This is a genomic window from Microcoleus sp. A2-C3, from assembly GCF_036706065.1.
Lineage (GTDB): Bacteria > Cyanobacteriota > Cyanobacteriia > Cyanobacteriales > Microcoleaceae > Microcoleus.
Map to the genome: position 1 here is coordinate 88,790 of NZ_JAUBVX010000011.1, position 13,712 is coordinate 102,501.

Below are 13,712 nucleotides of genomic sequence, written 5' to 3' on the forward strand. Positions count from 1 at the left end.
TGCGTTACGGCTACTGAAATATGGTGCGTTACGGCTACGTCTAACGCACCCTACGTATTTAAATGTGGTATGATGCTAAAAGGCTAAATTGCTAGTTTATTGATATTACGAAATATTGCAATATATGAATATTATTCAACTTCCTGCTGTACTCCCTGGTGATTTGGATTTGGCAGCGATTAATCAAGAGTTAAAAAATAGAACTGCTCAATTAGATTGGAGTAGCGTAGTTTCTGTAAAAGCAGAAGATTTAGCAATATTATTAAATGGTTTGAGCTATTTTGATAGTGAGGTAATTGATTCAGAAAATCCTACAATGTCCGATAACATTGCTCAAAGAGTTGTACATTTTTTCAATAACCATCAAAATAGTGAAAACAATCCTCCTTCTATCTTAGAAACCCCAAGTTATTATCAAATTCGGGCAGAATTAGAACAAGCAATATTAGATGATTTACTCGGCCCAGCAGGGGGAGACTATGAAGAAATAGACGAAATGCGAGTTAGCGATCGCTACCTTGTCGGATTAATCGCACCTAGCGATCGGCATATTGTACCCGAAGAACTCGAAGAAACGCCAGAACAAATGGATGAATTAGCCATTTCCGGTAGCGGGACTTTAGAAGAAGGCACAACCGAAAGTAACATTCTCCCCGCCGAGAAAATGTTTCCCTCCGCAATTGGCATGACTTTTTGTGTTGATGGAAATGCCAAAGCAATTAAAGTAAAAGCAGGGTGGGGACAATACGAAAGAGGGAAAAGCGAAAGCGCCAAAACTCCGACTGGCGAAGCAAAAACCTTGTGGCGGCGCTACCCGATTCGAGGAACCTCACCGGATATTATCTTAAAAGTAGGTACGATTAATCCTTGGCAAATCGATCCAGAAAAAGCAGTATTTGTTCAAGGTCAAATTCGCCAACAGCATCAAGATTGGATCGTGACTCTCTTCTTAGTTAATGGACAAAAAGAACCGGAAATTAGACGCGATAGCGCTTGGTTATTTCAACCAGAATTAAGCGTTGAATCTGCCGACCCCAAATATCCCGATATTTTCATTAAACGGCGGCTGACACGCCAACTCGGTAAACTCAACCCCGTCTTATTTGCCGAAGAACAAGCAATGGCCATGCAGTACCGCAACTGCATAGAATTTGCCGTTGGACACGGGACAGGCGTACACGCAGAATCCCCACCGGGAAAATACGAAGGCGAACAAAGACATCGCGCCTTTCGCCTTGCTACTAAAGTCGTCCCCGCTTACGAAATTCCCCAAACTACGCCGCCAACTGTTGAGGAAATACCGGGACTGGCGGGATTAATTTTAGATATGAAAGAACTCGCAGAAATTCCCGATTTGTCAACGGCTTTAAGTTCTTTAACTATTGCTTATAGTGAATGGATTACCCAACAAACTGCGAAAATTGCCGACTCCACCGCCGATTTAGGCGATTATCAGGAGGCCGCAAAATCGGCAATGGCAAATTGTCAAATAACTTGCGATCGCATTCAAGCAGGAATTGACTTATTACAAACAGATTCTAACGCAACTGAAGCCTTCCGATTTATGAATCAGGCGATGTGGCAACAGCGGATTCACTCAATTTATGCCGAAAATAAACGGCGCGGCGAAGCCAGCGAATGGGATAATATTGATATTCCCAAGAATCGCACCTGGCGACCGTTTCAGTTAGCTTTTATCCTGCTAAATCTTCCCAGTATCACCGAATTAGACCACCCAGATCGATGTCATCCCACAGATGCGATCGCCGATTTACTTTGGTTCCCCACCGGCGGCGGTAAAACCGAAGCCTATCTAGGCTTAACAGCCTACACTATTGGACTGAGAAGATTGCAAGGAAATATTGCCGGACGTTCCGGCGCAGCAGGGGTTGCTGTCCTCATGCGCTACACCCTCCGCCTCTTAACATTACAACAATTTCAACGCGCCACAACCTTAATTTGTGCCTGCGAAGAAATACGCCGTCAAGATGAAAATAAATGGGGTAAAGAACCGTTTAGAATTGGGTTATGGGTGGGGATGAAAACCACACCAAACCGAACCGAACAAAGCAGTGAATTTCTCAAACAAAAACTCGGACAATACCAACCCACTAGCAGCGGTTCCCCCCATCAATTAACTAACTGTCCTTGGTGTGGTTCTCAAATTGACCCCGGCAAACAACATATTAAAGTAGAATCCTTTGCCAAAGGACAAGGACGCACTTTAATTTACTGCGGTGATGCTTTAGGCAAATGTTTATTTACCCAAAAACAATCTCCCGCCGAAGGTTTACCCATCGTAGTTGTAGATGAAGAAATCTATCGTCGTTTGCCAACATTAGTGATAGCAACTGTTGACAAATTTGCCCAAATGCCCTGGAATGGTGCTGTACAAATGTTATTCGGACAAGTAGACGGATATTGCACCCGTCACGGTTTTCGTTCTCCTGAAATCGAAGACACAAACTCTCACCCCAGTAAATACGGACTCCCTACTGCTAAAACTATTCCGACTAATGCCTTGAGGCCGCCAGATTTAATTATTCAAGATGAATTGCACTTAATTAGTGGCGCTTTGGGAACCCTAGTCGGACTGTATGAAACCGCCGTAGATCAACTGGCTTCGTGGGAAGTCAACGGTAAAATAGTCCGTCCCAAAGTAATCGCTTCCACTGCGACAATTAGACAAGCGCGCGACCAAGTGCATAGCCTATTTTTGCGCCAAGTGCAAGTTTTTCCACCTCAAGGATTAGATATTGAAGATAACTTCTTTTCCTGTCAGCGTCCGCCTTCTGAGGATTATCCGGGTCGGCGATATTTGGGGATTTGTGCCACAGGAAGGCGATTAAAAGCAGCATTAATTCGCGTTTATACGGCAGTATTGGCAGCCTCTCAATATTTGTTTGAAAAATATGGCGATCGGGTTGACCCTTGGATGACCTTAGTGGGTTATTTTAATTCAATGCGGGAATTAGGAGGCACTCGGCGTTTAGTGGATGATGACATTCAATCTCGCTTAGGAAAAACCGACCGCAGAGGGTTAGCAAAACGTCTGAGACTGGAAGTAGAAGAATTGACATCGCGCAAAAATTCTACCGATATTCCCATCGTATTAAATTGGTTAGAAACTCCTTTTTCCTCAGATAAGTCTAACAAAAATAACAAGCGCAAACCCTTAGATGTTTTACTAGCTACTAACATGATTTCTGTGGGCGTAGACGTAAAGCGTTTAGGCGTAATGGTAGTGACAGGTCAACCCAAAAACACTGCCGAATACATCCAAGCAACCTCGCGGGTAGGGCGAACTTTCCCCGGTCTAGTATTTACTGTTTATAACTGGGCACGACCGAGAGATTTATCTCATTACGAGCAATTTGAACATTATCATGCTACCTTCTATCAGCACGTTGAAGCCCTTTCAATTACTCCTTTTGCTCCCCGCGCTATTGACCGAGGGTTAGCTGCTTTATTCGTTTCTTTAGTGCGTTTGGCAGGTAGCGAATTAAACGCTAATGATAAAGCAGGCAGGGTTTCTCGCCATCATCCTTATGTGGAAGCTGCTATTAATGCGATTTGCGATCGGGCTTTGGCAGTAGGAGATACTAAGACCCGCGATTTAGTAAAACAGGAATTAGAAGCTAAATTAGACTATTGGTTAGCAGAAGCAGCGAATACAACGGGAGGAAAAATATTAGGATATCAGACTAAAAAAGATGGGGTTACAATCGGATTATTAGAACAACCAGGACAAAGCCATTGGCAATCATTTACTTGTTTAAATTCCTTGCGAAATGTTGAACCGAATATTGGATTAATTTTAGACGCTCGTATCCCCGATGATGACGATCGTCCAACACAATCAATGAGTGAAACTACCCCAATTGATTTAGAGTTGTAGAAGCAATTCCCCACGATTCCCTTGTCAGCCGACGGGCGGGCGCGCTGTCGGCACCACCGCTAGATATTTGCACAAATCATTTAGGTTCGCCATATATTAGTTAATACAATGACAACAAATCAATCCCCTTCTAAAAACAAAGTCGGCGAACTCCGACCCAGCCAAATTTTATTCTCTTCAGGCATTGGTTCTATTGTAGATTTACCCAATTTATCAACAATGGTAATGGGATTAGATGATTGGGAACTCACTCACGCCTCAGAATTAGGAGAAGCCCGGTTACTAGCAGCAGTGCAAAAAGAAATCGGTAATCAAGTCAAAAAACTGCTAACGCCGCCTATATCTGAATCAAACAACCTCATCCCTAACTTATTTGATGAAAGCGCCAAAGTAGGAATTCCCGTCTCACCTTTCCCCACCTGGGTAGTTTGTCCCCAATGTCGATTACTCGCACCTTTAAGATCGGGGCTATTTGAGTTAAAAACCGACCGCCATCGACCAGACCAAAATCGCTACATTCATAGTAATTGTCGCAATTTTTCTCCAACAGCCATCCCTGCCAGATTTTTAGTAGCTTGTCAACACGGACACTTAGATGATTTTCCCTGGCACTACTTCGTTCATAGAGGTAACAGTAATTGCAAAGGTTCTCTGCGTCTCTATGAATATGGCATCTCTGGGTCTGCCACCGATATTGAAGTAAAATGCGATCGTTGCGGTAAATCTCGCCGAATGTCCGATGCCTTTGGCGAACTTGGTAAAATGAATATGCCTCAGTGTCGCGGCCGCCATCCCCATTTACGCAACTTTGCAGAAGATGGATGTACTAAACAAATGAAAAGTATCTTACTCGGTGCATCAAATAGCTGGTTTCCCATCACCCTTTCTGTACTCTCGATTCCCACTACTATTAATCAACTGGGGCAACTAATTGATAAATATTGGACGGTGTTAGAAAAAGCTATTACAATTGATATTTTAGCTGCTTTCCGCCAAATCGGTCAACTCAAAGAATTTGCTAAATATTCAGATGCTGAAATCTGGCAAGAAATCGCACAAAAACGTCAGGGGGCTGGTGAAGCCCCCCTTCTGGATGTGAAAGATATCAAAACCCCCGAATGGCAAGTTTTTTCTAACGTAAACACCAGTTTAAATAACGCTGATTTTCGGTTAACATCTGTCGCCGCACCTGATGGTTACGAAGCTTATTTTGAAAAAGTTGTCTTAGTAGAACGCTTGCGAGAAGTTCGTGCTTTAGTTGGTTTTTCCCGCATCGAATCTCCTGGTGACTATGCTGAAACTGGAGAATTACCCGAAGAATACTGGGCTCCTTTGAGTCGTTCTGAACCTACATGGGTGCCAGCTTCTGAAGTGCGCGGCGAAGGTATTTTTATGCAATTTCAAGAGCAAATATTACAAAAATGGTTATCCAATACACCTGGATTTAAAAAATACGAACAACAAAGCTTAGAAGCGCATCGTCGTTGGCGCAGGGCGCGTTCCTTAGATCCTGATACTAATTTCCCCGGTATTCGTTATATTTTACTGCATTCCTTCGCTCATGCTTTGATGCGGCAATTAGTAATAGAATGTGGTTATAATGCTGCTAGTTTGCGGGAACGCATTTACTCAAAAGATTGTAATGAAGATAATGGCCCAATGGCTGGTGTATTGATTTATACAGCCGCACCAGACAGCGAAGGTACGCTAGGGGGATTAGTCAGTTTAGGTGAACCGGGTATTTTGGGTCGTCATATTGACCAAGCTTTAGAACAAATTGGTTTATGTGCTTCTGACCCTTTATGTGCAGAACATAGCCCTTTACAAAATACAACTTCTTTGCATTGGGCGGCTTGTCATGCTTGTTTGTTTAGTCCTGAAACATCCTGCGAACGGGGCAATAAATATCTCGATCGCACTTTGTTAATTCCTACTATGAATGCTGATTTATCAGAATTAGCTTTCTTTCAATAATCTTATATCTAAAGTCTAGTAACAAGCTGAGTCGTGCAAGCTATTCTCCGGGCAGCTAGCGCTGCCCCCGCTTAGCAGCTATTTTAACGCACAAAGATGCAAACCAAATCCCGCACCGCGACAGCTAAAAACCGAAAAAAAGAGAACGGCTTATCCAAAATAAAACCAAAAGCAACTGTTCCCTTAGAAAGAACCAAACCTTTAGCCAAAGATGAGCCAAAACTTGAAGAAGAATCCGAGTCTCTATCTACTAATAGCGATTCTCCCCAGCTTTTACCACCAGAAATTAAGCTAGTTTGCACCCAAGACAATTTAGCCCACCATCTCGAGCTTGTCAGCAAAGCTGTCCCAGCAAAACCCACCCACCCCGTGTTAGGAAATGTCCTATTAGTCGCTTGCAAAAAAACGCAGCGAGTCCAACTCACCGTCTTCGACATGAGATTGGCCATTCAAACCTCTTTTGATGCTAATGTTCAATCTCCCGGCGACATGACTATTCCTGTCGGACTTCTCAGTGATATTGTCGGGAAATTCTCACCCGGAGATATCACTTTAGTCAGTCGCGAAGCCTTGAATCGCGAAGGTGAAGATAGCGAAGACAGCGTGAATAGCGCCACCTTGCCAGAGGCTGTTAGCAACAGTCCAGTTGCTACCCTAATTGCTGCTTGCGGTCGCTATCAAGTTCGAGGGATTTCGAGTGAAGAATTCCCTGCTATTCCTGAAGTAAAAACAGCGCAAACAATTTGCATCCCCGCTGAAACGTTGAAAGAAGGGCTGAAAGGGTCACTGTTTGCCACCGCTACCGATGAAGGCAAGCACATCCTGACAGGTGTTTACTTCAAAATCGGCCAAGATAGCCTCGAATTTGCTGCCACAGACGGCCACCGTTTGGTTGTCCTCAATACTTCAATTCAAGGTTTTTCTAAGAAGAAACAAGCGGAAATTGCACAGCCTCTAGAGCTTACAGTCCCAGCTAAATCGCTCGCCGAACTGGAGCGAATTTTATCGAGCAGGACATCCGCTGACCCAGTAGAGCTTTCTTACAGCACTCTCGACGCTCTGGTAGAATTCCGGTGGGGAGCGCAGCGCTTAGTAACGCGCTGTTTAGAAGGCGCATACCCAGCTTATCAGGAGTTATTGCAGCAGGATTTCCAACATCAGGTAACGCTGGAAAAAGCACCTTTCATCAAAGCTATAGAGAGAATTGCTGTGCTGGCAGACAAGAAAGAAAAAACGCTCAGCATCCGCATTAATAGCGAAACACAACAATTGTCACTGTCGCTTTTCAGAGAATTTGGAAACGGCTTGGAACAGATGGCAGCGCACGTTAATTCAGACGGCAATTGGTCAATTTCATTCAACATAAAATACCTGTTGGAAGGTGCAAAAGCGATCGCTAGTTCCCAACTCCAAATGCACCTCACTCAGCGCGATGGCCCCGCCATTTTAGTTCCTGCTGGCAACCGCTCCAAGCCCAACATCCTAATGGATGCCAAATACTTGTTAATGCCGATTTTCAAAGAATGAAGGGGAAGAAAGGAGAAATTTTGGCTTTTCTTTATTCAATAAAAGCTAACAATAATCTTGATTAGGACTTACGCAACTGTCACACTCAAATTGACTTATAGGGTGCGTCAGACAAAGTTTTACAAGGACTATCGATGGTTTCAGCTTCTGACGCACCCTACGATATGTGCCAGTTGCATAAATAAATCCTGTGAATTTTTCCTTCCCCTTCCCCTTCTTCTCAGTCCAAAATTACACCTAACCATTCAATCATGTACGCAGCATTGCCTCAAAAATACCGCCCTCGTAGCTTGTCTGAACTGGCCGGACAGGAGTACATCCAAAGGACACTTTCCAATGCGGTCAAAACTAATAAAATTGCTCCGGCTTACTTGTTCGCCGGCGAACGGGGAACGGGCAAAACTTCAACGGCCCGCATTTTAGCTAAATCTCTCAACTGCACCAGTGCAGACAAACCCACAGTAAAGCCGTGCGGCAAGTGCCAGTCCTGCCGCTCGATTGAAAAAGGCAGCAGCTTAGACGTTGCTGAAATTGACGCGGCTTCCCACAACGGTGTGGATGATGCTCGTGCCCTAATCGAGCGATCGCACTTCGCACCAGTTATCAGCCGCTACCGAGTGTTTATTTTAGATGAAGTTCACTGCCTAAGTTCCCAAGCTTTTAACGCTCTTCTAAAATGTTTGGAAGAACCTCCGCATCATGTAGTGTTCATCTTGTGTACGACAGAGCAACACAAAGTGCTGCCAACAATTAACAGCCGCTGCCAAACGTTCCTGTTTCGATCGCTGCCAATCCCAGCCATTGTCAAACAGCTAACAATGGTAGCTGAGAAAGAGTCAATTGCAATTGCCGAAGCCGCTAAAATTGCGATCGCCCGCGCCGCGAATGGCGGGATGAGGGACGCCTTGCAGTTGCTCGACCAGTTGAGCTTATTAGGAGAGGAAATTACCAGTTCTCACGTATTGGAGCTGTCGGGGCGGATACCGGAGTCGGATTTAGTTGCAATTTTGAAATCGACCCGCGCCGGTGACGCGCTGAAGCTGCTGCAACTGTCCCGCGAACTTATTGACAGCGGGAAAAGCCCTAAAATGCTGCTGGCGTCGCTGCTAGCCTGCTACCGGGACTTGTTGCTTGCAACGAGCGTGCCGGACTGTTCGCTGATGCTAGTTAGCGGCATTTCGCACTCGGCGCTGATGGAAATTGCCTCTGCTTGGGACTGCAATGCGATCGCTGCTGGCCTCGAACAGTTGCGGGCTTCGGAATGGCAGCTCAGCAAGAGCGCTCACCCAACGCTGTGGCTGGAACTCTGCTTGCTGGGATTGGCAAAGGTGCCACAATTAAAACCCCACGCCGCTCTTGGCGCTCTTGCTAACCCCAGGCAGCCCGATCGCACCCAGAAGCTGCCCACCTCCTCCAAGTTGCGCCCGCCTCGTTCCAAAGAGCGAGCCATTTGGGAAAAAGTGCTCTCAGCAACTTCTGAGAAGAACCGCGCTTTACTCTGTGCCGCTTCCCTGGTAGCACTGACGGAAAAGAAAGCGGTGCTGGCCGTGCCCGCCCAATACCTGGACAAGTTCAACCGGAACGCAGCTAAGGTGCAGAAAATATTTCTGGCTGCAACGGGCGTCTGCTATCAAGTGTCGTTTGAGGAGAAAAACCCATGATTAGCTTGCTGATAGGGGATGACCTCCACGCGATTCACAAAAAGCTTTCTGCCTTTAAAAAGAACCTCGACCCCGCTTGGATTGGCTTCAATTATCACCGCTTTGATGCTTCGGCATTGAATGAGGCGGTTGACTGCGCCCTGACTCCCGCCTTGGCAACGGAAAAAGCAAAGTTAGTGGTGGTAGAAGGGTGTAATTTCAAACAATTTACTGAAGAGGCACTGGAGGTTCTTCAGGTGCTCCCGCAGGTACCGGAAAAGACGCACCTGGTTTTTGTAGCGCCTTCTATTGACAAACGCCTGAAGGTGGCAAAATTCCTGCTTTCTCAAGCTAAGCTGTTCGAGTTTGACCTTATTCCCCCCTGGCGAACGGATCTCATTGCCCGATCGATCCGAACTCAAGCTTTGGCAATAGGGCTGTCGCTGAACTCAAATGCTATTGATTACTTGGCGGTTGCGATCGGGAACAATTCTGCCCGCGCTGAATCAGAACTGCACAAGTTAGCTACTTACAGTCGCGGCGCTTCTCTCACTTTAAAGCAAGTGCGATCGCTGGTTCCTTCAACTACTCAAAATAGCCTCCAGCTTGCCGAAGCGCTGAGGGAAAGTAACTCTAACAGAGCAGTCTGTTTGCTGCTTGAACTTTTGGCAATAGGAACTTTCCCGCTGGCGATTTGTGCGACGCTGATTGCTCAATTTAGAACTTGGTTGTGGGTGAAAGCGGCGATAGTTGGAGGAGTTAAGCAAGACGCTGAAATTGCCCGGATTTGTCAAATTGCCAACCCGAAGCGAGTGTACTTTCTGAGAAAAGAAGTAGCTGCTGCTTCTCTAACATCCCTTTCGTCTGCGGTGTCCCTGCTGGTTGACTTAGAGGGTTCGCTGAAGCTTGGGCGCAAAGGGGATTCCATGTTGCCTGCAATTCTGGCGATCGCCCAACTATTTCCTCCTAAGAAAGTAAGGCTAACAAAGTAGGACAGATCTCATTTCCCTCGTTTAATTACTTGCATTAGTTAAACGAGGGAAAGTTTTTACACAAATAAATTATTGAGACTCCGGCCAGTTTTTACTCAAAGCCTTAATTTTTTGATTTTTGTTGTTAGTTTTGCTTTGAGTTCGGGCTAAAATCCGCATTCTGTGGTTGGCGCTCTAAAACTGTCCGAAGAGTTGATATAAGACTGCGTTATACAAAAAAGACAGATTCACTAATTTTTAATAGTTGATGAAGCTTCTATATTTTCAGGAAATCGCTACTTTACCCCATCCTACAGGTGGCAATTCTACTTTTTCTCCCATTCGACTCGTAGAAACCTGTTTTAAGGAAAGACTTACCCAGGAAAACAGAGAGCTAAAATCTTGATTCAATAACATTGGAGGAGTATTAGGCGGAGAAATATCTCTCAGAATATCCATGTTTGCACTTGGCATACCCACCGCAAAAAAACTAAATTTATTATTCATTTCAGCATCTCTCACACTCCATGCTGCATTCTGCCAGCTATCTGTAGGTTGACCATCTGTAACTAGGAAAATCCAAGGTTTATAATATTGAATGTAATTCTCTCTGTATTTTCTTTTACGGTTCTCCAGTAAATTCAGAGCTAGTTCAATAGCTCGACCCATAGGAGTTGCGCCATCAGCTACTAGGTGGGGCAGTATAACTTGATCTACGGTGACAAAATCTTGTATTAGATGTGTGTCACCAAATGTAATAACTGCGACTTCTACTCTCATGGAGGCTATCTTATCTTGTTTTAATGTTTCTTTAAAAATAGCAAGACCTCTATTCAAGGCGTTAATGGGTTCACCTGACATCGAGCCTGATGTATCGAGTAGTAAAACTACTGGACACCGAGGTTCAGGATTAATCATAAATTCAACAGCTCTATCAACTCTATCTGGAACTCCCGTATTTTGCAACTTAAGTAAATTTTGCTGATATCCAGACTGTCTTTCTAAACTTATAGTTGACCTATCATCCTCTGCGTTCAACGCTACATCTTCGGCCTGACTCAATTCCTTTCCTTGGACTATTGCAGCAAAAATTTCTCCTTCATCCCCTGGACTATCTGAAATATTTATTTGAGAATCTATGTAGTGACCAATTTCCTCTAGTAATAGGCTGACAACAGCATGATTATTCTCGACATTTTGAGCAAGGAATTCTTGAGATAAATAAATCTTATTACTGACCGTTGTAAAAGCGCCCAAAGCCCCATTCATTTCAACAGATGAACGGATCTCAATCTGTGGAAAATTGCTAAAGTCTCCGTTCGCCCAAGCTTTTGCGAACTCTTCCACCTTCTCCACATAAAAAGTATTGCTAAATGCCTTGTGCATCTTAGCCATGAAATCTGGACTTGTTGCAAAACTTCTCAGTAAATTTTTCGCATCAGAATAAATAACGCCAACAGACGAAAAGTCATTTGCATCACTCGCATACAGAGGCGCAGACGCACCTACTTCAGTCGTTAAATACTCATTATCTGTAAGCCTTTTTATAATTCGATCTCCTATCTGTTTAGGTTCAGACAACTTTCCGTATAACTTCTCTTGCAAATCACCAATATTTTTTAGTAAATTCGGTCTATTGTTCTGAACTTCAGCGAAGTTAGAAAAACTAGAAATAACTTGATTGTAAGCAGCGATCGCAGCCAAATACTCTCCTTTAGCTTCCTCATCCCTACCCAACAAAGCAAAGTAATCGCCCGTAGATTGTGCCATTTGCCCCATTAAGAAGGCTTCTTCTTCCTCAGCTTGCATAATTCCTTCCTGATTTCCAGTAATATCTGACATAACCTAATATCCCTAGAATCCTTTGCATTATTAAATACTTTCAGCCATTCCTCGACACCTTGTTTCCATTTTTGGCAGGCAGCATGATAAATCGCCTCTGCCACATCACCCCGATCGCGATAGTGTTGCTCCAATACCTGATGAGCCTTGCGAGTTATTGGGTTGTCCTCCTGATAATCTAAACGGTGGATTAAGTCGTGAATACGATACCAACTCTCGCGTCCTTGCACGTCCCTCCAAACAAAAGAAAAACGGGTGAGGATGCGAAATGAGGCAGAAGTAGCAGAGAAACGCAAACTTTCTCCTAGTTTCAAGTAAAGATCGCGATCGAATGCCCGACAAGCACTCAGAGCGTGAACTGCATCTCGAATATCCTCATCTACATATCTTAATAGCCGATTTCTCAACTCCTTGGACTTGTCGGTGGGGACATTGAGAAAGTCTGATGTACTCAGTTGAATACCACGCTTTGCTGCTGCCAGCACCACATCACCACATAAACCCAGATAAAACGGATGCGCGTCATCTGGTGCAACACTAGCATAATCAATCAAAGCTTCTGCCAGGGCTGTATCCGAAATCCCTGACTTTTGCAGATAAACCCTCCCATCCGCCTTGGATAAATGCCCTACTTTATCTGTATGTAAATCTTCTGGGGAAATTTTGAATTTAGTTGCCTCAACCCATCGCGGTGGCTCTCGTCCCGCTACCACCACCACAATACCTAACTCTTGCTTCAACCCTTTGAGTAAGCGTCGCAGCCACTCATCCATGTAAAAAAATGTGTCTTCTGGCACGTCACGCTGATGCCCCCAAAATGCCTCATGGGTATCGAAGAACAGCACAACTCTTCGCGGTTTCTCATCCAAAGCTTTTAAATCTTGAGCAAGCCAAGAAGGTAATGATTTAATTACCTTTTCCTGTTTATTACTCTCTGCCATTGCTGCATTTAAGTCTCGTGCAAACCAATGGGGCAAAGACTCTATTAACTCCCGATCCAAGTCAAGTTTGCGAATTTTTTCAATTTCCGGTTCATCTAAGCCTAATTGTTGCAGGTAAAGAGTAAATTTTTCATCTAAATTCTTGGCAAAAATGTCTAAGACTGCTTTTCCAAAACTACCAACAGGATTTTCAGTAACTACGTCAATCAAAGGGGCAATTAATCCAGCTATTTCACTTAATGGGAAAAGCTGTCTAATTTCTTGTACCGATTTTCCCTTTTTGCAGAGATACCAAACACAGGCATAATCATAGAAAGGAAATTTTAATCCATATCCTAACTCTTGAGCCGCATTTGCCAAGTTCCGCCGCAGTATCAGTAAGCCATCAAAAGGATGTTGATATCGCTTGTCCCCACCAGGAAGAGGCTCAAAATCGTGTAGCACTGCTGGTACTGGCTTCAAACCTCTATCCCAGTCGCTTACCCGCTGGATTTCCTGGGCAACTTCAGCATCGGGTTTAGCTTTTAATTGGCTCCAAACGTCCGGGTGTAAAGACTTACAGCAATTCTCCCGTAAAAACTTTAGCAGTAACGACTTGCCATTCCCGCCATCTCCATGCAAATAGAGGATAGTTGAACGAGGCGGATCTTCGTTGATGTATTCAGCAAACAGGCGAGTAAACTTATGCCTGTCTGTAAAAAGTTGCAGTTTTCGGCTTTGTGTCTCAGATTCCCAGTCAAAATCTTCTTCCATACTCAGGGTTGTGCAACTTAGGCATCTACTATAATTTTACACCAATGAAGCAAAAGTACCTTGTTTTGAGGAAATAATCGACTGACTTCCGCTCTCTGTGTGTAGAGGCACTCCGTGTTGAGGTTTAATAAACAGCTTTGTTACTTTCATGGCGGTTATTTAATCG

At 44.4% G+C, this 13,712-nt stretch carries 7 protein-coding genes; 5 read left to right on the forward strand and 2 right to left on the reverse strand.

Annotation, left to right across the window (positions count from 1 at the left end; translation table 11 throughout):
• The first annotated feature begins 124 nt into the window (after positions 1–124).
• From drmA to holA, 5 genes are all read left to right on the forward strand, one after another.
• Positions 125–3,898: a DISARM system helicase DrmA gene (drmA, locus tag QUB66_RS08820; RefSeq protein ID WP_332968505.1), complete on the forward strand. Its 3,774-nt coding sequence runs from the start codon at positions 125–127 to the stop codon at positions 3,896–3,898.
• Positions 3,899–4,006: 108 nt separating this feature from the next.
• On the forward strand, positions 4,007–5,872 hold the full coding sequence (locus tag QUB66_RS08825; protein WP_332968508.1) for a DUF1998 domain-containing protein: 1,866 nt from the start codon (positions 4,007–4,009) through the stop codon (positions 5,870–5,872).
• Between the two features lie 96 nt (positions 5,873–5,968).
• On the forward strand, positions 5,969–7,399 hold the full coding sequence (gene dnaN / locus QUB66_RS08830) for a DNA polymerase III subunit beta (RefSeq protein WP_332971226.1): 1,431 nt from the start codon (positions 5,969–5,971) through the stop codon (positions 7,397–7,399).
• A gap of 251 nt (positions 7,400–7,650) precedes the next feature.
• On the forward strand, positions 7,651–9,060 hold the full coding sequence (gene dnaX, locus QUB66_RS08835) for a DNA polymerase III subunit gamma/tau (RefSeq protein WP_332969888.1): 1,410 nt from the start codon (positions 7,651–7,653) through the stop codon (positions 9,058–9,060).
• Positions 9,057–10,031: a DNA polymerase III subunit delta gene (holA, locus tag QUB66_RS08840; protein ID WP_332969889.1), complete on the forward strand. Its 975-nt coding sequence runs from the start codon at positions 9,057–9,059 to the stop codon at positions 10,029–10,031. The genes dnaX and holA overlap by 4 nt, the downstream gene beginning before the upstream one ends.
• Positions 10,032–10,295: 264 nt before the next feature.
• Here holA and QUB66_RS08845 read toward each other — a convergent pair whose 3' ends face one another.
• Entirely contained in the window at positions 10,296–11,852 is a 1,557-nt protein-coding gene (locus QUB66_RS08845) for a vWA domain-containing protein (RefSeq protein WP_332969890.1), read from the reverse strand.
• Positions 11,789–13,546 carry a hypothetical protein gene (locus QUB66_RS08850; RefSeq protein WP_332969891.1) on the reverse strand — a complete coding sequence of 586 codons (1,758 nt, stop codon included), beginning with the start codon at positions 13,544–13,546 and terminating at the stop codon, positions 11,789–11,791. The genes QUB66_RS08845 and QUB66_RS08850 overlap by 64 nt, the downstream gene beginning before the upstream one ends.
• Positions 13,547–13,712 lie beyond the last annotated feature (166 nt).

Bases quoted from the DNA above. Each gene is read 5' to 3' on its own strand.
- dnaX (WP_332969888.1), top strand. From the start codon at position 7,651: ATGTACGCAGCATTGCCTCAAAAATACCGCCCTCGTAGCTTGTCTGAA.
- QUB66_RS08825 (WP_332968508.1), top strand. From the start codon at position 4,007: ATGACAACAAATCAATCCCCTTCTAAAAACAAAGTCGGCGAACTCCGA.
- drmA (WP_332968505.1), top strand. From the start codon at position 125: ATGAATATTATTCAACTTCCTGCTGTACTCCCTGGTGATTTGGATTTG.
- QUB66_RS08850 (WP_332969891.1), bottom strand. From the start codon at position 13,546: ATGGAAGAAGATTTTGACTGGGAATCTGAGACACAAAGCCGAAAACTG.
- holA (WP_332969889.1), top strand. From the start codon at position 9,057: ATGATTAGCTTGCTGATAGGGGATGACCTCCACGCGATTCACAAAAAG.
- QUB66_RS08845 (WP_332969890.1), bottom strand. From the start codon at position 11,852: ATGTCAGATATTACTGGAAATCAGGAAGGAATTATGCAAGCTGAGGAA.
- dnaN (WP_332971226.1), top strand. From the start codon at position 5,969: ATGCAAACCAAATCCCGCACCGCGACAGCTAAAAACCGAAAAAAAGAG.